Here is a 23,497-nt window from a genome sequence, read left to right on the forward strand (position 1 = left end):
TATGAATAAAATCATGAGCCATGAATATGGGGAAACTTCAAAAGGAGATTCTTTAACCGTCATTCAACCAACCTCCGGTTGGCAGATTATTGACTTTAAAGAGCTAAAGGAGTTTCGAGATCTGTTTTACTTTCTTGTATGGCGTGACATTAAATCCATATATGCCCAAACCATTTTGGGATTTCTATGGGCCATACTCAATCCCCTTATACAGATTGTTATTTTCACCATTATTTTCGGGAAAGTGGCCAAGATACCGACTGATGGAGTTCCGTATGTTCTCTTTTCCAGCATCGCGATTATTCCTTGGGCCTATATCTCACAGGCAATTTCGCAGTCTAGTCAAAGCCTGATTCAGGGATCGAATATCTTAGGGAAGATTTATTTTCCTCGATTAATGTTTCCCATTACTCCTGTTCTGTCTAAGCTGGTTGATTTCGGAATATCCATGGTAATTATATTGGGTATCATGCTGTATTACCGTGTTTCTCCCACATGGAATCTCTTGTTATTCCCCGTTGTTTTTCTTCTCATGATCTCCATACCATTGGGTATAGGGACATGGTTATCCTCTCTGGCCATTCGGTTTCGTGATGTCAAACAGGTGATGCCGTTCATTATTCAAATGCTGATGTACACTGCCCCTATCGTCTATTCGGCATCTTCTATATCAGAAGGATATCGTTTGATCTATTCTCTGAATCCCATCGTTGGAGTCATAGAGGGGTTTAGGGCCTGTTTTCTTGGGACTCCAATCCCCTGGGTATATATTTTGCCTGGAATACTGACTGCTGCCATTTTGGTGATAAGTGGAATGTTGTATTTTAAACGGATGGAGCGAATTTTTGTAGATGTTATTTAAGTGGAAGACCGATTCTTAGGGAACGCACAATGAAAAATGATTTAGCTTTAAAAGTGGAAAATATCAGTAAGTGTTACCGTATTGGCTTAAAGGAAACTATGCATGATAGCCTTGGGGTATCAATCTATCATTTCCTGAAAAGCCCTCTTCAAAACTACCGAAATTATCGCGGACTTTACCAATTTGATAATAAAAGTCCGGAACTTATTGGAAATCAACCCGATGTTATTTGGGCAGTGCGAGATATTTCCTTTGAGGTGAAAGAGGGGGAAGTAGTGGGCATTATCGGGGGCAATGGGGCCGGAAAGTCCACACTCCTTAAAATCCTTTCTAAAATTACCGTTCCAACAAGCGGACGTGCTACGGTTCGTGGAAGGATTTCTTGCCTTCTAGAAGTAGGAACCGGGTTTCATCCTGAACTCACTGGGCGAGAAAACGTATTTCTGAACGGGACAATTCTTGGTATGAGGAAAAAAGAAATTGACCGCAAATTTGACGAAATTGTAGATTTTTCAGGAGTAGAAAAATTTATCGACACTCCCGTAAAACGTTACTCAAGTGGGATGAAGGTGAGATTGGCCTTTGCCGTTGCTGCTCATCTGGAGCCGGATATTTTGATTGTGGATGAGGTTCTGGCAGTGGGTGACGCGGCCTTTCAAAAGAAATGTCTCGACAAAATGCAAGATGTCGGCCAGCATGGCCGGACAGTGCTTTTTGTTTCGCACAACATGGCGGCAGTCAGTCGATTGTGTGAAAGGGCCATTTTATTGAATGGGGGGAGATTCCAATTTGATGGGCCGACTCATGAGGTGTTGAGCCGTTACTTGAATTCCGAAACAGGTGCCCGGGCCGAATACAAATGGGTTGATTTGGGAGATGCCCCTGGGGATGATGTCGTTCGATTATGCGCGGTTAGGGTAAGAGGGAATGATGGATATGTGTCGGACACTTTAGATATCAGTCAACCTATTCGAATTGAGATCGAGTACCAAGTTCTTCAGCCCGGATATGAATTCCGAGTTTATTATCATGTCTTTCATGAGGAGGGAGTTGAAGCCTTTGTATCCATCGATAATGATCCTGCCTGGTTAAAGAAGCATCGCAAGGTCGGGCGCTACGTGAGTACCTCCGTGATCCCTGGAAATTTGCTTGCAGAGGGAAGATATTTCATTGGACCTTCTATAGGTACCAAATGTCCGGAAGTTAAACGATTGGGAGTGCAGGATGCCGTAGTATTTCATGTCATTGAAAAAGACATGAGTGAGAATGGGGCTCGCGGTGATTCCCATGGACATCTTCCGGGGGTGGTCAGGCCTCTTTTAAAGTGGGAAACGCAATTTATTCCAAAAGAAGCACACGCAGAAAAGACCGAAGTGTAGACTGAGTTATATTGCATTTCACTTTTCTCCAGAGGATTCGCCCTTTTTTTTCAATATTTCACTACGTAACTTGCCCTTCAACTCATTCCAGATAATACTGGAATTTATAGCATTTCAAGCCTGAATCACAGCATGTTGATATGGCTGAAGCACCCCCTTGATTTTACCGATCTCAAATAAAAAAGATTCGGATAACGAAGAGATGAGTTCTCATCGGTCAGTAGTCTTTCAATATTTAAAGCTGCCGGCTGAGAAGAAACGATTTGTTTGTTTGCAGCAAAGCATTCTTGTTTTTGCTTGGATGTTGTTTTTCATAAAAGATTCATTAACACCTATTGTAAGGTTTGACTCAAAGACTTCTCGTGGCAGGTTGTTTGTACAGCAGTTGCAAAGTTATCTAGGATTGGTGAAAAGAAATATCAGATGTCTTAGTCATTTTTTAGGTTATAAGTTCCAAGTGTTTAGCAGACAAGAGGTTGTTGAATTGCCGTGCTATGGTCAAATATGTGTGCGGATCCATAAGGGTTACAAAATATTCGATTTTCATAGAGGGGTGGCGATCAAAGTATTCGATCGCCATGTAAACTCTGCCGCTATTCGCGATGAAATTGACATATTGAAGGTGGTGTCCCGTATCGAATTTGCTTCTTCCATAAAAAAGTGGAGTATTGAGGGAAGATGGTATGAAGAAGAATATGTAAATGGATCTTTGGATTCCTCTTATAAGCCTTTGGATTCAGAAGCGTTAATAGAAAAGTTTTCCAACGAGATTCTTCAGCATTTGACAAGTTTAACGCTGTTTCAGAAGCCAATATCCAAAAATTGTGTGGAATATGCTCTTGATATGACCAAGGCAATAAGCTCCAAAATTGTGGCAGGACGGGCGTCCACTGGAAAAGAGTATCAAATGATTTCATCATTTATTAATTCCGTTGTTAATCGAACCCAGACGGAAAAAGACTATCCAATATTTTTGGTGTTTGCCCATGGAGATTTCGTTCCAGCCAATATGCTCAATACCCAATATGGAATGAAAATTATTGATTGGGAAGGTGCTGGATATCGTAGTGCATTATTTGATTTCTATAGTTATTTTTTCTATCGACCAGCTTGTAGGGAAGTGCCAGTGACCGCATTGGTTTCGGAAATACATACAGCATTGCCGATGTTCATTTCAGGGTTAACCGAAAACGCCCCGGAGGTTTCAGATAGCCTAAAGACTTGTGGAAAAGTCTATCGATGGATTTTTTATCTTGAGATGATCTGTAGATTAGTAGATCGTGAAATGACAGATAAAAATTTGAATATGATGCATTATATCCAAGAATATATTAAGGCTTTCAACCTTTACGAAGAATTGTGTGCCAGTGAGAACGAATGACATTCCAAAAATTTAAGGCAATTAATTTTATGGCATCGCCAACATTCATTTTAAAATTCTTCTTCCTGGACAGAATGAGATAATCCATGTGTGGGATAGCTGGAGAATTACGATTTAATCAGGCGGCGGGGCCAGAAGCCGATTGGGAAAAGATCAGTGCTTTGATGGCACGTCGGGGACCCAATGACCAAGGAATCTGGACCGATCATAGGACGTGTACATTGGTCTTTCGCCGTTTGTCTATCATTGATTTAAGTATGAATGCCCATCAACCTATGACGGCTCGAAACGGGCGCTACGCACTCGTCTTCAATGGGGAAATTTATAATTTTCATGAATTACGAAAGGAATTAGAAGGCCGTGGAGTACGATTCCGGTCAACAAGTGACAGCGAAGTAGTGCTGTATGCACTAATGGAATGGGGAACAACTGCCTTAGAACGTTTTAATGGGATGTTTGCCTTGGGATTTTTTGATTCGGTGGAAAAGCAATTGCTGTTGGCTCGGGATCATGCTGGGATGAAACCGCTATATTATTTAAAGAAGTCTGAAGGAATGGCCTTTGCGTCACAATATAATCAAATTTTGGCACATCCCTTGAGCCATAATCTTGAGGTCTCACCGGAAGCACTTGGTCTCTATTTGCGTTTGGCCTATATTCCTGCGCCTTTTGCCCTGATGCAGGATTCCAATATGCTTGAGCCTGGTTCCTAGGTCAAATTTACGGCCGATGGACAGGTAGAAAAGGGACAATACTTTACATTTCCGGAATACAATTCTCCGAAATTGAAAGGCCAGGAGGCTCTGGAAGCGGTGGATTCGGCGATCACCGCGGCTGTGAAACGACATCTGATCAGTGATGTACCTGTCGGAGCATTCCTTTCCGGTGGTATTGACTCACCGTTGGTCGTAGCAAAAATGAGGGAGGTTAGTGGAGCACAGATTGAAGTCTTTACAATCGGAACCGGTGAAAAAGCCACGGATGAGACACAGGATGCCATGGCCTATGCGAAGGAGTTTGAGGTTAAACATAGGATTGAATGTATGGATCCTGCCAAAGCACTTGATTTCTTGGATGATGTGATCGAAAGCTGTGGAGAGCCGTTTGGAGATTATTCCATATTCCCCACCATGATGGTATCCCGCCTGGCCAGTCAAAATTACAAGGTCATGCTTTCCGGTGATGGCGGTGATGAATTGTTTTGGGGCTATACGGGCCGATTTGGTTCCTTGGTGAAGAATGCAGGTGATTTTCGGTACCCATTCTGGTGGCGTTGGGTATGGCGGGGAGTGAAGAAAGTTCTCCAATATGGAAATTATAATCATCTTAATCAACGCTCTCTCGGAAGCTATCATCGTCTCATGCTCACCCATCTTTCTGAAAAATGGTTGAACCAAATTTTTCCTTCATTGCCAGTTTGGCCAACTGCCTATAAAGCCTTTGAATATCATAGTTGCAATCCGGATGGTGCAGCACAATATTCCCGAATTGCCGAATTTGAATGTCATTTGCCCTATGTGTTGATGAAAGTGGATCGGGCAAGCATGTTTCATTCATTAGAAGTTCGGGTGCCGCTCCTGGATAAGGAAGTTATTGAAATAGCGGCACAAACCGACTGGCACCAGTGCCTTGATGTGGAGCAAAAAATTGGGAAGATAGTTTTACGTCAGGTCTTATCCAAATATACGAAACAACAGACTCAAGGAAAGCGGGGTTTTGAGGTGCCTATGGGAGCATGGTTACGTACTTCTCTACGGGAAATGGTTGAGGAAAGTCTACTAAAACGAGATGAAATGTTGGGGTTGGAAGTAAACAAGAAAGCTCTTCGACGGCTGTATGATCTTCACCTCAATGGTCGGAGCGATCTATCATGGGCGCTATGGCCTCTGTTCAGCTTATCGCTATGGATGAATAAACATTATCAGTAGCCAAAAAACCCAGAAAAGAAAAGTCTAATAATCGAACGGCATAATTGGCTGATGCTATCATTCTGAGCCATCGACAAAGGAATCGAGCCAGCGTATGAAAGGAGTGTCATCCTGAGTGGAACGAATGGTCTGGCGGAGCCGTGAGATCACAATGGAGGCACAATGCAACCAGCATTTTATCCTTATTGTCAGGAAAATAAATTTCATGCTTTTTCCCATAAGGCATAAGAGCGACACTTTTGCAAGTAAGTCTGTCAAGCGAGTCTTCTCTGAAAACATTTGAAGAGGTCCAATATGATCCATCAGGAAATGCCACTAGTCACGATTGCTATTCCGACATACAATCGAGCCGGCACATACCTGAAGCACACTCTGCAAAGCGCGGTAGACCAATCTTATAAAAATTTAGAAATTATCGTTTCCGATAATTGCTCGACTGATCATACCGAAAGAGTGGTGAACGAATTCAATGATCCTCGGATTCGATATGTAAAGCACAGTCAAAATATCGGGCATTACAATAATTTTAAATTTTGTATAGAACAAGCTCGGGGGGATTATTTTTTACTGTTACAGGATGATGACCTTATTGATGAGGATTTTGTTGATGCGTGCTTGAAAACGGTCAACTATTCATTTATGGATGTTGGAGTTATTCGAACAGGAACTCGCTATATTGGCCCAGAGGGACAATGGTTAGGGGAGTGGCCCAATAACGTTGGTGGACTTTCAACGGAAGAATTTCTTTTGGCTTATTTATCCTTTGAGACGGGTATTTATCTCTGCAGTACCTTATTAAATACCAAAAGGTTAAGAGAGATCGGTGGCATGCATTCAAAACATAATTTACTCTTAGATGTCATGGCGATAGCCAAATTATCCTCACGGTTTGGCCGAAAGGATATTCAAGAAAGTAAGGCAAGTAATCGGAAGCATCCCAATGAATTAACCTTATCTGTAAAATGTAAAGAATGGTGTGAAGAGTCATTCCTATTGGTAGATACGATGTGTCAGTTGGTTTCTGAAAAAAGTATGGTGCAAAAAATAAGAAAGACCGGGAAAAATTACATCTTCAGACATAATTATAATTTGGTAAAAAAAGAGAAGTTCATGAGTTCACGGTTAAATGCCTTGTTCCTGATTTTCAGGAAATGCGGGTATCTGTTTTCTTTAAGCCGATTCTTAAAATATGCCCTCCTTGATGAATGGAAAGCGGGTAAAAGGAAAACGAAACGCCTGATAGGCTCTTTGGGTATGAAGCGTAGCGGTCGGACCAACATTGCTGGTTCTTAGCTACCGAGTCCCCATTTGAGCAAGGAGTACCATGGATTCACACAGTAAAGTTTATCCAACGGATATATTTTTTGGGAAAGAAAAAGAGGAGCGGATTTTCGCTTCTAACGGTTTTGAGCGAGTTGAATATGCATTTGATGAGTTTTGCTCCCAATTGGTGGATGTTCATGTGAAGCAGGGTGTGAGGATACATAGCCTTCGTGTCTGTGTAGAGGAGGGGCCTACGCACATAAAATTTTCAAGTGCAGCCTCGGTTTTGAAAGTTTTTCACGGGAATGAATTTGGAATGCTCTTAACCGTTCAATATGAAAAAAGAATATATACGGTTTGGCTACCTGCGGCTTGTGCGAAATTTCATTTCGACCAATCCCAACGTATTTCAGCCCCTGAGAACTCGTTCCTTCCCTGCCATTGGGAAGTGGATTCAGGTATTCAACTGCATTTGTTCCTTGTAGGAACGCCGGGAGAACGCGCCATTGTCCCGTTTATGATTATCGAAGATGCTTCCGAGGAGTTTGTCGGGGAAATCACATCGTTAAATTCCGTTGAACGACGTGTGTATCGAAAAACAGATTGGTTTTATGCCAGCAAACCCTCAGATATCTGGACGTATCTGGTCAACGGAAGTCTCTATGATCCTCGTGGGCACAAAGACCTTAAGAAACGATTCAAATGTCAGCAATGTGCATTCGCCTGGTGGAGTTATTTTGGGTTTTTATATCAGGAAACCGGCAAAAAATTGTATGACATCATCCAAAATGTCATTGCGTATTCGGTTGTTCTAGACCTGTCGCCAAAAGGGGAGTGGGGGCATGGTTTTTGGACCGATGAAATTGAAACGCATGCCCGATTCCATCTGGACGGTATTCATTTACTCATTTCGCAGCATGAAAAAACGGGCGAGTCTTTATGGATAGAAGCCGCAGAACGCGGAATGACTTTTGTGTCCGAGCATCTGATGGAACAGCTCGATGACGGGAGTCTTTGGTTTTTACACGATACGAATGAACACATGGACAAACATACACATTTTCACTCTGTCCTTTTTGGGAAATCTCCTGGTAATTCGCTTTGTCTCAATACGCATGTGCAGGCATTGACAGTAGTGAATCGCCTTAGCCATGTGATTCCACAAAAAACACGTTATGCTGAATGGTCCGAAAAGGGATTGCGTGCGCTACAAAGAGTGTTAGAGCATCAACCCGCAGAGGCACTGTATAAAATTTTTATAGTGATGTGGATGAAATCACGAAAAAAGCCTCGATCTAAGGTTGAAGTCGTGGCACATGCCGTTAAAGTAAGAAGCATACGAAAGGTTTTTTGGGCTCTGCGACGGCAGTATCCCCGGCTTGTTTATCCTGGCGGATGGATTGATCGGGATTTAACCATCAGTTGTTTTTCTGAAGAATATCAAATTACCAATCTTAAAGATTTCCTCACCTTGTATCAGCAAATGCCACTTTCGTGGTTACTTCCTTACATAAAAAACAATTTTTATTTTCTCAGGACATTTCTTCTCCAATTCGGTCTGGCCAATGCTCTTGAGTCCAGTCCCTATTACATCGAATTTATGGATGTCCTGTATATGTATGATAAATATATTGAGAAAATAGATCATGAAGAAATACAGCGTGCGAAAGAAGCTATTTGTCGCCAAACGGGCGGGTATTCGGTTGATTATTATGCCTCAGAACTTGTGCGGGGGAAATAGGAAGGGTAAACGGAAAATATATATACATAAACCGGTCTCCCCTTAGGCAAACATGAAAACTCCTATAGGGATCTACTGGATATTTTTTCTTTCGGGCATTCTGGAGTTTCATTCAGAATGTTGAACAGGTGAATGGAAATGTTCTATCAGATAATCCAAAAAGAAAATGTCCTTTCGTTGGTGCAAGATGCTCGAAGAAGATCGCGTGAGCGTTGAGACGATACTGTACTCGATTGCCCATATCCACAAAATGTTTATGAATCCTGCAGGTGTCTTTTGAAAGATGTAAGTGTAAAAATGGTAGAGGATGAAGAATGAAAGTTGCGTTTATCGTGAGTCAGTTTCCCTCTGCTACTGAAACATTTGTCCAAAGCCAAATTGTAGGAATAATCGAAGCTGGACTTGAGGTAAACATTTTTGCCGGAAAAGCAAGGGATGACCTCCCGAGTCCAGAAAACCTCAAAAAATATATGTTGAGGGAGCGGACGAGGTATCAAGTTGTACCAAAAAATATAGTTCGACGATTCGCCAAGGGATTGTATCTTATTCTTAAATATATCCTAAAATATCCCGCTCCAATACTGAGATCCTTAAATGTTTTTCAATATGGAAGGGCCGCTTCATCATTAACACTTCTGTATAAAATTATTCCCTTTTTAGGAAAGGGACCTTATGACATTATTCATTGTCAATTTGGCACGGATGGTCTGCAAGGATTATATATTAAACAGGTGGCTGCCCCAACGGCCAAAGTGGTGACTTCTTTTCGAGGATTTGATGCCTCCAAAATGGTCTATGAATGCCCCGATTTGTATAAAACCTTATTTAAGGAAGGGGACCTCTTTTTACCGGTGAGCCAATCTCTGAAAAATCTCATTGTCCAACAAGGATGTGATGAGAGAAAGATTGTCGTTTTGCCCTCTGGTATAAATTGCCAAAATCTCACATGCTCCGCCAAGAAAGTTCTCCAGGATGAACCGATACATGTAATAACCATTGCCCGGTTGATTGAGAAAAAGGGGATTACCTATGCGATTGAAGCAATCGATAAGATAGTCAAATCGGGAAAATCCATCCGCTATTCCATAATCGGAGAGGGCGAATTACGAGTGAACCTGGAGCAATTGATACAGGAGCGAGATCTCAAGGAGCATGTGCAGCTACTAGGGTGGAAAAGCCATGAGGAAGTCATTCGATTATTGCAAGATGCACACATACTGATTGCTCCAAGTGTGACGGCCAAAGACGGTGATCAGGAAGGCATTCCCAATGCGATTAAAGAGGCCATGGCCCTGGGATTGCCGGTTATTGCCACTCAGCATAGCGGCATTCCAGAACTCGTGGAAGATGGTGTGTCAGGTTATCTGGTACAGGAGCGAGATGCGGATGCCCTGGCCGATCGATTGTCCTACCTGTTTGACCATTCTGAAAAATGGGCGGATATGGGAAGAGCCGGGCGTGCCCGGGTGGAAACGGACTATGACATAAAGACTCTAAACGATCGGTTGGTAGGATTATATGGACAATTGTGTGCAAAAACGTGATATTTGCCAATGAGTAAAAAGGATAGAACGATGCCTCCCCAAAAACCCAAAGTCTTGTTTCTTGCGTATTATTTTCCCCCGCTCAATGCCGGTGCATGTGTCCGAACCTGGAATATTGCCAAGTATCTTTCCAGGTTAGGTTGGGATGTCACCGTGGTAACACCCGATCCTCATCTGTGGCGATTAGGGGACAAGAGTGAAATTGAGGAGATAAAGGTTGAACTTAATAAAGAAGGAATTAAGTGTAAACATACCGGGCATGACTGGCGGTTTCTTTCACCTGGGTGCCTAAAATTCGGGAATACCGGAATCAAATGGTTTTTGGGAGGGGTAGGTCGACGGATCGCAAGCAAGTGGAGAATTGAACGGGAAATTGGCTGGATCAAAGAAGCCAAGCGGACATGCTCAACACTAGGTAAAGAGGATGTAGACATCATTCTTGCGAGTGGTTCGCCTTTTTGCTCATTTCGATTGGCGAAATGGCTATCAGATAAACTCAACCGACCCTATGTGCTTGATTACCGTGATCCTTGGACCGGCAATCCTCACGCAAAGTATCCGAAACCTCAGAAAACTATTAATGAAGAGAAAGAGCTGCTTCATAGTAGCGCTGCTGTGACCATTGTTTCCCCCTCCTGGGCATTGGATTTAACCCGACGATATGGTCTAAAGGAAAAAATTCACGTCATTTCGAATGGCTTTGATCCGGATGAAATGAGTCAAGTGCAGCCTACTCAGTTTCCACATTTCGCGATAGTGTATACTGGGGATTTCTATCCGCCCAAACGGGTGATTACGCCGTTCATGGAAGCTCTAAAGCATTTAAAGGAATTAAGAGGTAAAGAAAAGGGAAAATGGTGTCTGTATTATTATGGTCAGATGGGAGAGCATGTCAGAGAAGAAGCCGAGCGATTCGGGATGATTGATGAGGTGAAGCTTCAGGGGAAGGTCCACCGCAATGTTGCGCTATCCGCTGTTGCTGGTGCCGACATATCTATTGTAATTACCTCCATCCCTGACGACGTCACGATTGCCGATAAAGGAATGATTACATGCAAAGTCTTTGAATCCTTAGGGTTGAGGACTCCGATTCTGCTTATTTGTCCATTGGGAAGTGATGTCGCCATATTAGAACAGTGTAAAGGGGTACGCGCGTTCCAAAAAAATAATATCGTTGGTATGGCTTCCTATCTCAATGAAAGAATAGAAAGTCAAGGAGAGAGAATTGAAGGAGAAGATCCCTATTCATGGGTCAATTTAAGTAAGCAGTTGAATGACATTCTTCTCAAAAATCTTTAGGTGGGTAGGCGGTTTCTTTTTGTGTTCATTTTCTAGGCTAAGAATACTTCTGGAAAGGCGCACTTCCAACCACGCATTCCTAATGTCAAAACAATCCGGTTGTTCCCTAACTTTAGGGCAAGTGAGCGTGGTGAAAACACTCTTCACCCAATTTGCCCCCTTTTATGGCGGATGAGGATGGACAACCCCTGTCCGCCAACCGATTATGGGCTCCCCAAATGGCCGTCCCCAAGCGACGAAATACCTGCAAGAAAGATGATGATGATTTTTGGGTAGACGTAATCTCTGACAGAGCAAGACTTAACCGTTACAACGATGTCGGCTTGTGGACGAAACCAAGGCTGATTATCCATCTCGAGTGCGGGGAGGAATGATTATTTTATGTGTGGTATTGCCGGGTGGTTGGGACATCTCACTGACAGTGAGTCTTACGCAGCACGGTTAGCCAAGGTTCTGCATCACCGGGGTCCGGATGCACATGGCATTCAGATCTGGCCTGAGGCAACTCTCATTCATACACGGTTAAGTATTATTGATTTGTCTCCCGGTGGTGCGCAACCCATGGCGAACGAAGATGGTACCATCTGGGTAGTTTTTAACGGGGAAATCTACAACCATCGGGAACTTCGACGGGATCTTGAAGCTTGCGGACATATTTTTAAAGGGCGCTCGGACACTGAGGTCATTGTTCATCTTTATGAGGAAAAAGGTTTAGCATTCCTGGATAGATTGCGTGGCATGTTTGCCATAGCGATTTATAATACACACACTGATACCCTTCTTCTGGCCAGAGACCGATTCGGTATCAAGCCACTGTTTTATGCCCCAGGGGCCAACCGGCTTGCGTTCGCCAGCGAAATCAGAGCTCTCCGTGAATTGCCTGGAATCAACGTTCAGCCGGATAGGCAGGCGATTTCCGATTTTGCTGCCTTATTCTACATCCCTGCACCTGAGACATTTTTTGTCGGAATTCGCGCTCTTCAGCCGGGAGAAGTTTTGGTCGCCCGGTTGGATACCCATAGAATTTCTTGGGATATCCAAAACTATCATCAATGGTCCATTGCTCCCAATTTAGAATTGTCTTTAGAGCAGGCTAAGACACAAGCTGATTCTTTAATTGGGAGGGCTGTCCGACAGCAGTTGGAAAGCGATGTTCCGCTTGGTTCCCTTCTCAGCGGGGGGATCGATTCCTCTTTGGTAAGTGTTGCGGCGCAGGAGGCTCTCAATGGAAGGCTTCAGACCTTTAACGCGCAATTTTCAGAGGAGGAGTATGATGAGACGTGGGCAGCGGTGGCAGTAGGGAAGCACATTGGAAGCCATCACCGGACGCTTAAAGTTGGAAACAGCAAAGGCACCTGGGAACATATAACTGATCTTCTTCTTCATGCCGGACAGCCTTTTGCCGATACCTCAATTTTTGCAGCCAATGCGGTTTCCAGGCTTATGCGTCAATATGTGACCGTTGCCCTTTCTGGAGACGGGGGGGACGAAGGTTTCGGGGGCTATGACCATTATTGGAGAATTGGGGAAATCATTCGATATCAAAGTTTCCCGATATTTCTGTGGCGGACAGCGGGAGCCATTTCGCTTCCACTAGCTCACCTTGGGATTTTGCGTAATTCACTTCCAGATAGGATTCGAGATTTTACTGGCGCTGACGATACAATGATTTTGCAGACCTTGGTTTCTTGGATACGAGAAGAAGAACATAAAAATCTTTGCCTGGATACTAATCTACTTCCCGTCCGTCGCCTGTTTGAACCACAGTGGGAGCATCATTTGGCGGGTAAGGTTTCCCGGTTGGAACGTCTGTCCGCGCATGCGACTGAAGTTGACGTTCGTCTACGATTGCCGAACGACTATCTTTTTAAGGTAGATACGGCAAGCATGAAAGAAAGCCTAGAAGTGCGGGTTCCCTTATTAGATGAAGAGCTGTTTGCCCTTGGTCTTTCCCTTCCACATCGGCTAAAAGCGAGCGGACGAATATGTAAAAAGGTTTTGCGAGGAGTGGCCGACGGTAAACTACCTAAAACAGTTGCTAGAAAGCCAAAAGCTGGATTTGGAATTCCCATGGATACCTGGGTAGATGGGGAATTTAAATCGCGATTGTTAGAGGTTCTGCTCGGTACTTCCAGTCGTCTTCCCGAATTCTTCCGACCTGAAACGTACCGCCCGGTAATAGAGGCATTTTGTACCGGAAAGCCCCACCCTACAATTTCTCGGGCAGGTTTGTACCAACGGGCCATAATGCTACTGGCCGTTCAAATAGCCCTTTCCGATCGGTAAGGCGGGTCTCTCGCTGTGGGCAAATGGTACAGATGGTAAGGAAGGCAAGGAGCCTTTCGAATTTGGGGGATCGAGAGCGGAAAAGCGACTGAGCGAGATCAGGATTTGGGGATTTTGCTGGAACTATGGGCAAAAAGTTTGTGAAATATGGACGGTCTTGGTACTTGTGCAGTCTATTTATCTTAAGTCCGAAAAATCCCTAGTGGTCGGACACCTTTTGCGCCGCCCTACTTGTCTTCGCTCTTTCACTCTCTCTAGGGTTCATAAAATTTCTCCAGATTTCTTATGAAAAGGCTGCCTTTCGTCGACAGGATGGGTTCGGGTAGAAAAGTGATTGAAAACCAGGACGGTCGGTCATCTGTTTCCAACCAACTTTCCAATTGGCATTCTCAATTGGAAGGCATGTACATGCTAATCACTTTCAAAATTTTCTTACGATTTGAGTATTTGTGGGTTCCGAGAGCTTCAGGAGTTCAATGGATGTTGTATGCCTAAGCAAAATCCTGGTTTTTCATCCTCAATGCAAAAGCCGAAAAGTTCGGCTTTCCTGAAAGAGACTGAATTTAAGGCCAAAGAAAACCGGGGCCAACTGATTTGGCCTATCCTCATAAAGGTAATGATTTGCGTTTTCCCCGCTATGGGTTTGGTGGGGCTTGGAAAATTATTTGCTGGAGGAAAAATTTTCTTCGTTTTTTTGTTAATGTTCCTTGCGCATTATGCAGTGTCTGGAAAACCGTTAAGTATTTTTGCCTTGTCCATAGCGGTTCTTCCCGTTTTGGCGTTTTTGCGTGATGGTTTGTTTTATAACTCGGTATTAGCCATTTTAGGGATGGGGCTAGTTCTTAGGATTTTTATAAGTCCTCCAAAATTTTTTCAATTATGGAGAAATCTCCCGTTGCGGTGGCTTCTAATTTTTGGGGTGTTGTATGGGGGTGGGGCTTTTTTTCTGACGGGAGAATATTTCTCTGGCCTTAGAGTTTTGGAGCTAGGCTTCAGTGCAGGAACAGTGTGTCTCCTTGCTGAGCAACGAAGATACCTGTCCACGGCACTCGTTGGTGCAGGCATCTCCCTGTTTGCTATTGGTTTGGCCTTATTGGGATATGGGGCACCACGCTTGGTGCAGGCTGAAATTGAAGGCGTCATCTTCGGAAATCCTATCAACTTTGGTATACCTGCGGCGTTTATCCTGCTTTATTCAATTGTGGACGACGGGAAATGGCTTTTTTTGCACACATCTGCAATTTCCCGCCGGCTAGTTGGAGGAACGGCCTTTATTTTTTTGCTCCTCTCAACATCCCGAGGTAGTTGGGCTGTTGCCTGTGTGGGTGTACTCGTCATGCTACTGTTTTCTAAAGTCCGAATGAAAATGAGAATATTGATGTCTTTGATGATCATGGGTGTTTTCTTACTCAGCCTCCTTTTAACAGAGAAGGGAGCATCCATAAGCGAATGGTTTGATCTGGCTACGAGCAGCGATAGAAGTCTGGTGCAAAAAACGACGGGACGTTTTGATATGTGGATTCTATTTCCGAAAGTCCTGCAAGATTCGCCAATTTGGGGCTTTGGCCCTGGCTCAGGGAAGAAAGTTTATGCGACCTATTCCATCTCTGATCCTGATGTACATTTTAAGCCCGGTGTGGAATTGGCCTGGCATTCATTGTATCTCCATATAGGGGTTGAGACGGGGCTTATCGGCCTTATACTATTGACGGTTTTCCTTGCCACCCTATTGAGCAAAGGACTCGTCCATAGACGTGTGACAGGTGAGGTAGGCCCGCTGATGGGCCTACTGTGCTTTATGACAATTGGTCTTTCTGTTTCTGCACTTGACCCATTGTCTGGACTTTTCTTGGGGCTCGCCTTGCTTGGTAATACGCGGACAACAAAGGTACGATTGCAAAAAGGCTTGAGAACCCCGACACATCGTCTGAAAATGAATATCCCCTCAAGCTTCTCGGACAATAGGGGTGTTATACCCTGATTTTAGAAATGCATCAGAAATGTGGATAAGAATGTATGGGGTTGTGTCTCAATGGAATAGAAGACGGACAGAATCTCATTCACAGTTCCTGCGGGGATGAAGTACCTGGTAGGCAGAGAAAATATAGCTTAGGATCTTCGAATCAAGATATCTGTTTTTATGCCTGTTTATGAGGTATGATTAAAACTTTGCTTTCGTGAAGCGAGAATTGAAGCAGGTGTGGCGGGTGCAGGATTTACAAAATAGCGGGAGCGTTCGTAGCCACCAAGATCCCTCCGCGAAAGAGGATATCCATGCTGTCGGAAGCCAATCTTTCTATTTTCGCGAGTCTAGCTCCAGGTTTCTCTCACTGCCAACCTCGCCCGGTAGTAAGGAGTGCTGTTGAGTCACTTAAACAGACGAGGAATTTGGATGAAAGAAATGATTTATGCCATCCGCGGTGAAAGTGAAGGGGCAACGGGAATTCACAGATTTGGGAGGTCTGGCGGGGGCCAACCTAAATGGTGGAGTGTAGGAAGCATTCCGGGAAGCTCCTTATTTATTGGTTGTGTCCTAGGTTCTGATGCGGCAAGTTTGGCAGAAGTCTCGGAAGGGTAGCGGATTGAAATCCTTTAGCCTGGATCGTCTCCTAACCCATGAATGCCAGATCAGCGGTGGGGATTCTTTTTTTTCTCACAGGAAGACCGTATAATTTTGCTTGGGTTTTCCAATCACATGCCAAACCAGTGTCGCAGTCACCTTATTTAAAAGGCAGTTCGTATCATGGGTGGTGTTGATGGAGGGCAAAGAAGAATTTTTAATTAATTTATGCCATTGTAATGAAGTCTTTGCGTGATAATTGTGCTGTATCCTTTGTGGAGTGGTGTAATGGTTCGATTGTTAAGGGTTATTTAAGGGAATATTAAATATGGCATTACGAGATACAATTTCGAAATTGGTAATCATTACGAACGTAATGCATTATGAAGTTGGGGGGCAGTTCTATGCGTCCGGTCCCTATACACGTGAGATTCAGCCTTGGGCGGAGCTTTTCGAAAAAGTGTTGATTGCAGCCCCATTTCGGAAAGGCCCTCCTCCAAGCCATTGTCTACCATTTACCAGTCCTAATATTTCGGTTTTTGAACAAAAAGAGGCTGGCGGGCGGACCTTTAAAGATAAGATTTTTCTTCTTGCGAGTCTTCCGGGACACGTGGTGAGTCTGATAGGGGCGATGCAAGAAGGAAATGTAATTCAGGTTCGTTGTCCCTGCAATCTTGGATTACTTGGGGCTTTTCTAGCTCCATTGTTCTCCAGATATTTGATCGCCAATTATGCTGGACAGTGGGATGGGTTTGCGGGGGAACCCTTTTCTTACCGTTTACAGCGGTTTCTCCTAAAATCGTGGTGGTGGCGCAACGGCTTAGTAACGGTTTATGGGGAATGGCCCAATCAGCCAAGGCAGATTATTCCCTTTTTTACTTCCACCATGACAGCTAAGCAAGTACAGAGTGGGACGGAGGCAGCGAGTCATAAGCGCCTGACGCTTCCATTGCAAATTCTGTTTGTCGGAAGACTGGTTCCGGCCAAGGGCATTGATGTTCTTCTACAAGCTGCCAATATTTTGCTCAAGCAGAGTATCCCCTTTAAAATTTCGATTGTTGGTGATGGACATGATCGCGAGCGTCTTTCCAGAATGGTAAAAAAGCTGGAATTAGTGGAGCATGTCCAATTTGTTGGCGCACTGCCCTACGATGAAGTGCTGAGATGGTATGAAAAATCCCACGTTTTGGTTTTAGCTTCTAAATCTGAAGGCATGCCAAAGGTACTATTGGAAGCGATGTGCTATGGGGTGGTTTGCGTAGCAACTGAAATAGGACTTATACCGTGGATGCTTAAGAATAGAGGCTTTGTTTTTCCAAATGGTGACGTATCGGCCTTGGCAGCCCAACTGCTTAATATTGGGGAAGATCCTACGACGTTTCAACGCCTTTCAAAGGCGTCCAACGAATGGGCACGAAACTCAAATTATTCTATTGAAGGAGTCCAAGAAGCTTATAAACGGATATTATGGGAGCGTTGGAATTATACCTTTGGTAAAAAGGAGTATAAGGGGCATTTGAAATGAAGGTTATCTTCCCGTATACATCTCAAACGCGCCTTATTAGGTTATGAGGGGGTGTCACATGATACATATTGATAACCCTCCAGCTGACGGTCGGGCTATCGGGACCATGGCTAAACTTGGCAGGAAACCACTTGATTAGCTTGGGGAGGAATGGCAAAACAAGGTGGAGACAAAAGATTGTTTTAGGTTGTTTTGAAGCAACGCCATTTGGGGAGGGAGCTTCAGGCAAGTGACGATGGATTTGGAGATTAGTGCCGCGGCATTGGGGTCTAAGTGTCAGGTTGGGTCGGGGGCCAAAGTGTTTCCTGCCCTAGAACTCTATTTGATCAAGACCTCGTCCGCTTGAAAAATTAAGTTTGGTCACCCGTGAAAGGAACCTTTTTAAAAGAAATGGAAGTGTTAATTGTCATGCCCACTCGATAAAGGATGCCATGATTCAACGTAATCGCCACATGTTTTCTCTGCCAATCATAGGCTCAAATCCCAGTTGTTGTCCCGAATGGCCCTTATGTCCGGCAATGCCCCTTTGAGCTGTCGTGGGCGAAAATGCCAACGCCTGACCACCCTAATTCTACCCATCATAGTGAGAGTGACGATTTATGTGGGAGTCCGAAGGTCTCGCAGGTATTTCGGCGGCAAAGCGAGTGTGACGAGCACCATACTATCGCCCGGTTGATGTGACGAGAAAGTTTGTGCTGAATTTTTCAAAGAATCTCGGAAAACGGCGAAGCTCAATATTCGTCCGGCTGGGGATCAGGAATTATTTAGTTTGTGATTTTTAAACCCTGTTCTGAATGGCAAATGGAGGTCAGCCCTACCATCCATTCCACATGAGAAAAGCGACCCCATCATCCTGCGTCAGACGGGAACCCACTTTCCATCGTAGGAAGTTTAAGTGTTTTTCAAAATGAAGGGGTTTGTGAATAGCAGAAGAGGTGTGGGAAATGTCTACGACAATTTAGCCGCAGAAGGTCCTTTTGGGTAAGCGGATCCATCGGAGCGGATATCGAGCCTGAGCTGATGTCTTTGCCGATTTCGAGGGTTTTTATACCCGCTTGCCGGCTCACTCCTTTCCTCAGTGAGTAGCTCTTTCGTTAATGTCGAGCTGCATGGAATCACAGAAAGTCTTCTTTAGTCCGTCCATGAAAACAGGAGAAGATCACTTCGAAAACATATGGGTAACTAGGCATGACTGTAAAATTAGAATATCAATGTCCTTGTGGCAATAGGTCTCAGTAATGCAAAAAGCCTGTGGTGTGTTACACCTTACGGATACTCTCGTGGCTGGAGGTAAAGAGCGGGTAGTGGTCAACCTGGTGAATCATCTCCCAAGAGAATGGTATCAGCCATTATTATGTACAACACGGCTTGATGGTCCCCTGTCGAAAGAATTAGCCAGCGATGTTATCACGCTTCACTTGGAGCGTCGGTATCTGTTCGATGTAAAAGCACTTAGTCTCCTAGTTTTATTCATTCGAAAATATAATATCCAGATTCTTCATTCGCATGGGCCATCTGTATTCGTGGCGACGATCGCAGCCTTTTTCCCCCCTTTTCCTGCAGTGGTGTGGCATATTCATGATGGAGGGATGACAAGTGCGGCTCGCCCTTCATTGGCCTATAGATGGATGGCAAGGCGTGCAAAAGGAATCATTACCGTTAGCCAAGCTTTGGCCGACTGGGTGTGCCAAGCCTCACTTATGTCTACAGATCGGGTAAGCTATATTCCCAACTTTATCGGAACGTATGATGGAATTCGACCAAATACAACTCTTCCCGGGCAAAAAGGTTCTAGAATAGTTTGTCTGGCCAATCTTCTCCCAGTGAAGGATCACGCAACTCTCCTGCGCGCTATGGCCCAGGTCATTCAGTTGAACCCGAAAGCTCATTTGGTTCTGATCGGCTCTACTGACGATAAAGATTGTCTCAGCTCCATTGAGAAGGAAATTGCAATCGCCGGATTGACTCCATATGTTTCGATACTTGGATATCGAAGGGATGTGTTGAGCATACTCAGAACATGTGATATTGGTGTCCTCAGTTCAAAGGCGGAAGGTTTTCCGATGGCGCTTCTTGAGTATGGTATCGCTGGACTTTCAACCGTGGCCACCAAGGTAGGGCAATGTCCGGAGGTTCTCGATTATGGGCGGGCGGGTATTCTAGTGCCACCAGGTTCGCCAGCTCAGTTGGCTCAGGCATTGATGGAACTGTTGCGATCACCTGAGAGGCGACATAACCTGGGAAAACAATTAAATTTTCATGTTCAAGAAACGTATAACCAACAACGTATTCTTGGAAAGTTCTGCCAATTTTACAGAATGATATTGAGCGGCTCAGAAAATGCCGTTTCTTCTCCCGAAAGTCGTTAATGCTATTCCGGGTTTTTATAAAAGGAATGTGATCAAATCTTTCCCTATTACGCTCTTTCACTCCGCCTAATGTCCCTTTATTTTTGCATTATTCCGGTTTAGAAACCTTTCGCAAAACATCTGCCCGCCCCAGTTATCGCCCAATTTCGTATCGCGGGACCCATTGCCAAACCCAAAGTCGACTGTTCCGCACAGTTCTGACAATCCCATTAGTTGGATGAAATGCAGTATAGGCGGTGAACTTTTCACAGATTAGTTGTCATTTTCTCCTGCTCAGATCTCGTCCCAAGTGCCTACTAGGCATTATTTTCCGTAGGGGAATTCGGCGGGCTTTTCATTCAGGTGAAGGCTATCCCCTACAACCATTACCCGTGAAAAATTGGATAAAAAGTTGGTTAAAATATTTTTTTTGTATATTTACAAAGGATATTAACATTTTATTCCGAAAGGAAATTTTTTAGGAATACATATTGCTGACTCCTGATTCGGTTCTGTTATGTGGCTAGCAATGTCTGGATCGGTATTCTTGCCATTATTCAGTGGCAAGCCAATCGGTCTCTTTTTTTGTTCAGGAGGGCAGAAATGAGTACTTTATGCAATCGATGGTTTATGAAGCTTTGCCTTGTTGGTGTTTTGGTCATGAGTGGCCATATAGGCGAAGCCATGGCGACAGATTATTATGTGGCTGCAAGCAATGGAAATGATGGGAACCGTGGCACACTGCAGGAACCCTTTCGAACTTTGGAAAGAGGAGTCAGCGTTTTAATCCCAGGCGATAAATTGTTTGTGCGAGGTGGGACGTATCTAGGGACCCATCAGCTTGCAAATATTCCAAGTGGCAATTCTTGGGACCAACCCATTTCGATTAAAAGATATGCAAATGAAAAGGTTGTGATTACGGCGGAGATTTTCCATTCTGTCATGTATTTTATCAATGGGAACCACCACATTATCGTTGACGGGATCGTTTTTGATGCCAAGGGTGGCTCGAGTGGAATTCAATTTGGATCTCAAAGTCACCATATACGAATTCTCAATAGTGAAATCATGAATTCTACTCAACAGGGAATTCTTGCGACACAGCCATCCCATGATCTAGAGTTTATTGGTTTAAAAATCCACAATAATGGAACACACCCAGGCCAAGATCATGGGATTTACCTCGCAGGTTCAAACCATCTTATAGAAGGTTGTGATATCTATAGTAATGCTGCGATGGGAATACAGATATACAGCGATAGTTATCCGGCCGAAAATATTGTTGTGAGAAACAATAAAGTCTACAACAATGGTATTTTAGGTACAACGGGAGATGGAATTGGAATTTATAGGGGAAAGGATCATGTAATTTACAATAATCTTGTTTGGGGAAATACTATGGGCATAGTGGTATGGGGTGGAGTATCAAATGCCAAAGTTTTTAACAATACGGTGCATGCTAATTCCGTTTACGGAATATGGGTAGCAGTAAATAGTCAAAACGCCCTTATTAAGAACAATATAGCCAGTTTAAACGGGGGGAATGGGATAATAATTACTCAGGGGAGTGGAAATGCTCAAATTTTTAATAATCTGGTTGCAGCAACAAATTCAAGTACCGGATTGAAAAATTGGGAGGGGAGCGCAAACCTTAAAGGGAATTTGGCCGGATCAATTAATGACATAAAATATGCTAATCACCAAAATCGCGATTTCCACATTCAATCAGGAAGTCTTGCGATTGCCGCGGGTGTGGTTCTTTCCGAAGTCAAATATGATCATGCTTACTCTTCAAGGAACCAAGGTTCTGCATATGATATTGGTGCTTATTCTTTCAATGGGGCACCGCCGCCGGCCAATTCCACCCCGCCACCGTCCACTAGTACCCCGCCACCGCCCACTAGTACCCCGCCACCGTCCTCACCTCCCACCTCCTCCTCCCTCAGTATTTCGAACTTGACGGTTGCCAGTGGGCAAACCTATGTAGTGGCCGCCTCCGGTCTCCAAGCCGGGGGTACGGTATATCGTGACCGTACCTATACTTTTAAAACGGTGCCCTCCATTGTGCAGGGAGCCAGATATATCCAAACGGCCAATAATGATAAAACGGCGACCAGTGCCACCTTTCTCCGGTTTACGGTCAATCAACCGGTCTCGGTGTATGTCGCCCATGGCGATCGTATTACACCGAAACCTTCGTGGCTGAGCGCCTTTACGGATACCGGGACCAATCTGGTGACCTCGGATGCGACCTTCAGTCTATTTGTGCGGACCTTTCCTGCCGGGACGATTACCCTCGGGGGTAATGTCAGCAGTGCCAATGCCGGAAATAGTTTGAGCATGTATTCCGTCATCGTCAAACCTCAGAGCGGGACAGGTACTACGCCACCACCACCTCCTCCTCCCTCCTCCTCCTTTAGTATTTCGAACCTGACGGCTGCTAGTGGGCAATCCTATGTGGTGTCCGCCTCCGGCCTCCAAGTCGGGGGCACGGTGTATCGGGACCGGACCTATACTTTTACGACGGTCCCCTCCATTGTGCAGGGAGCCAGATATATCCAAACGGCCAACAATGATAAAACGGCGACCAGTGCCACCTTTCTCCGGTTTACGGTCAATCAACCGGTATCAGTGTATGTTGCGCATGGCGATCGTATTACACCGAAACCCTCGTGGCTGAACGCCTTTACGGATACCGGCGTAAATCTGGTGACCTCGGATACAACCCTCAGCCTGTTTGTGCGGACCTTTCCTGCCGGGACGATTACCCTCGGGGGTAATGTCAGCAGTGCCAATGCCGGAAATAGTTTGAGCATGTATTCCGTCATCATTAAACAGTAGGAGGCGGCAGTACACTGTCTAAACTGATCTTACCTGAGGCCTCCTGTGCTCGTTAAACAGGAGTTTCCGGCAAGGCACCTCTCCCGTCGAGAGAGAGGTGCCTTGCCGGCATTCGGCCTAAAAAATATTTTGACTTAGACCTCGATTCTGGCGTGACCCTCGTCTGGTAAGCAATGGCAGCCCAGACCCATGTCCACATGATCTGGAGACTCCCTGGACCGCTTGGCCCTATTCCCAAAGCACACTTGCAGTGGGAGCTGAAATAGCTATTTCACGATGTGCAACTGACCAAATCCTTCTGTGGGGGCTGTTGCGATAGGTAGCCAGGCTCATAGTCAGCCTGACCTGTTCTCCCCAATCCATCAGGTGGGAAAAACTCAATCAGGTTAACCAGGTATTACGGCAGTAAGAATTCAAAGAGCCGATATGGAATCCCACCGTAGTGGGGTTTTCTTGTTTGATTATTGAGTTTTTTTGTTTCTTCTATGGTATTGTTTTGATTGTTGTGCTCAAATAAATTGTAAATCTCCACAGCTTCTC

The 23,497-nt window shown here is 44.6% G+C and carries 14 protein-coding genes; all 14 read left to right on the top strand.

Annotation, left to right across the window (positions count from 1 at the left end):
* The first annotated feature begins 1 nt into the window (after position 1).
* Entirely contained in the window at positions 2–862 is an 861-nt protein-coding gene (locus LX98_RS03535; RefSeq protein ID WP_496427578.1) for an ABC transporter permease, read from the top strand.
* 29 nt (positions 863–891) lie between these two features.
* Entirely contained in the window at positions 892–2,241 is a 1,350-nt protein-coding gene (locus LX98_RS03540) for an ABC transporter ATP-binding protein (protein WP_312643521.1), read from the top strand.
* Positions 2,242–2,398: 157 nt separating this feature from the next.
* Positions 2,399–3,622 (top strand): phosphotransferase, encoded by a 1,224-nt coding sequence (locus LX98_RS03545; protein ID WP_496427579.1) that lies wholly within the window; start codon positions 2,399–2,401, stop codon positions 3,620–3,622.
* 86 nt (positions 3,623–3,708) lie between these two features.
* Positions 3,709–4,335, top strand: a complete 627-nt coding sequence (locus LX98_RS03550; RefSeq protein WP_496427580.1) for an asparagine synthetase B family protein — start codon at positions 3,709–3,711, stop codon at positions 4,333–4,335.
* A 99-nt stretch (positions 4,336–4,434) separates the two neighbouring features.
* The gene (locus LX98_RS03555; RefSeq protein WP_496427581.1) at positions 4,435–5,550 is read left to right on the top strand and encodes an asparagine synthase-related protein; all 1,116 of its coding nucleotides are present in this window, start codon (positions 4,435–4,437) and stop codon (positions 5,548–5,550) included.
* 294 nt (positions 5,551–5,844) lie between these two features.
* Positions 5,845–6,843 carry a glycosyltransferase gene (locus tag LX98_RS03560; RefSeq protein ID WP_496427582.1) on the top strand — a complete coding sequence of 333 codons (999 nt, stop codon included), beginning with the start codon at positions 5,845–5,847 and terminating at the stop codon, positions 6,841–6,843.
* Positions 6,844–6,874: 31 nt separating this feature from the next.
* Entirely contained in the window at positions 6,875–8,554 is a 1,680-nt protein-coding gene (locus LX98_RS03565) for a hypothetical protein (RefSeq protein WP_496427583.1), read from the top strand.
* 314 nt (positions 8,555–8,868) lie between these two features.
* Positions 8,869–10,098 carry a glycosyltransferase gene (locus LX98_RS03570; protein WP_496427584.1) on the top strand — a complete coding sequence of 410 codons (1,230 nt, stop codon included), beginning with the start codon at positions 8,869–8,871 and terminating at the stop codon, positions 10,096–10,098.
* A gap of 30 nt (positions 10,099–10,128) precedes the next feature.
* Complete coding sequence (locus LX98_RS03575; protein ID WP_496427585.1) at positions 10,129–11,397, top strand: glycosyltransferase; 1,269 nt, start codon at positions 10,129–10,131, stop codon at positions 11,395–11,397.
* Between the two features lie 381 nt (positions 11,398–11,778).
* On the top strand, positions 11,779–13,683 hold the full coding sequence (asnB, locus tag LX98_RS03580; RefSeq protein WP_496427586.1) for an asparagine synthase (glutamine-hydrolyzing): 1,905 nt from the start codon (positions 11,779–11,781) through the stop codon (positions 13,681–13,683).
* Positions 13,684–14,170: 487 nt separating this feature from the next.
* Positions 14,171–15,664, top strand: coding sequence for an O-antigen ligase family protein (locus LX98_RS03585; RefSeq protein WP_496427587.1), 1,494 nt, complete (start codon positions 14,171–14,173; stop codon positions 15,662–15,664).
* Between the two features lie 907 nt (positions 15,665–16,571).
* On the top strand, positions 16,572–17,768 hold the full coding sequence (locus LX98_RS03590) for a glycosyltransferase (protein ID WP_496427588.1): 1,197 nt from the start codon (positions 16,572–16,574) through the stop codon (positions 17,766–17,768).
* A 1,238-nt stretch (positions 17,769–19,006) separates the two neighbouring features.
* Positions 19,007–20,137: a glycosyltransferase gene (locus LX98_RS03595; protein WP_496427589.1), complete on the top strand. Its 1,131-nt coding sequence runs from the start codon at positions 19,007–19,009 to the stop codon at positions 20,135–20,137.
* Positions 20,138–20,719: 582 nt separating this feature from the next.
* On the top strand, positions 20,720–22,957 hold the full coding sequence (locus tag LX98_RS03600) for a right-handed parallel beta-helix repeat-containing protein (RefSeq protein ID WP_496427590.1): 2,238 nt from the start codon (positions 20,720–20,722) through the stop codon (positions 22,955–22,957).
* Positions 22,958–23,497 lie beyond the last annotated feature (540 nt).

It is taken from the genome of Nitrospira marina (assembly GCF_059568365.1).

What these genes read in the sequence shown, in the direction of transcription:
- LX98_RS03590 (WP_496427588.1), top strand. Translation starts at nt 16,572, where the DNA reads ATGGCATTACGAGATACAATTTCGAAATTGGTAATCATTACGAACGTA.
- LX98_RS03600 (WP_496427590.1), top strand. Translation starts at nt 20,720, where the DNA reads ATGAGTACTTTATGCAATCGATGGTTTATGAAGCTTTGCCTTGTTGGT.
- LX98_RS03595 (WP_496427589.1), top strand. Translation starts at nt 19,007, where the DNA reads ATGCAAAAAGCCTGTGGTGTGTTACACCTTACGGATACTCTCGTGGCT.
- LX98_RS03540 (WP_312643521.1), top strand. Translation starts at nt 892, where the DNA reads ATGAAAAATGATTTAGCTTTAAAAGTGGAAAATATCAGTAAGTGTTAC.
- asnB (WP_496427586.1), top strand. Translation starts at nt 11,779, where the DNA reads ATGTGTGGTATTGCCGGGTGGTTGGGACATCTCACTGACAGTGAGTCT.
- LX98_RS03565 (WP_496427583.1), top strand. Translation starts at nt 6,875, where the DNA reads ATGGATTCACACAGTAAAGTTTATCCAACGGATATATTTTTTGGGAAA.
- LX98_RS03550 (WP_496427580.1), top strand. Translation starts at nt 3,709, where the DNA reads ATGTGTGGGATAGCTGGAGAATTACGATTTAATCAGGCGGCGGGGCCA.
- LX98_RS03535 (WP_496427578.1), top strand. Translation starts at nt 2, where the DNA reads ATGAATAAAATCATGAGCCATGAATATGGGGAAACTTCAAAAGGAGAT.
- LX98_RS03570 (WP_496427584.1), top strand. Translation starts at nt 8,869, where the DNA reads ATGAAAGTTGCGTTTATCGTGAGTCAGTTTCCCTCTGCTACTGAAACA.
- LX98_RS03575 (WP_496427585.1), top strand. Translation starts at nt 10,129, where the DNA reads ATGCCTCCCCAAAAACCCAAAGTCTTGTTTCTTGCGTATTATTTTCCC.
- LX98_RS03585 (WP_496427587.1), top strand. Translation starts at nt 14,171, where the DNA reads ATGCCTAAGCAAAATCCTGGTTTTTCATCCTCAATGCAAAAGCCGAAA.
- LX98_RS03560 (WP_496427582.1), top strand. Translation starts at nt 5,845, where the DNA reads ATGATCCATCAGGAAATGCCACTAGTCACGATTGCTATTCCGACATAC.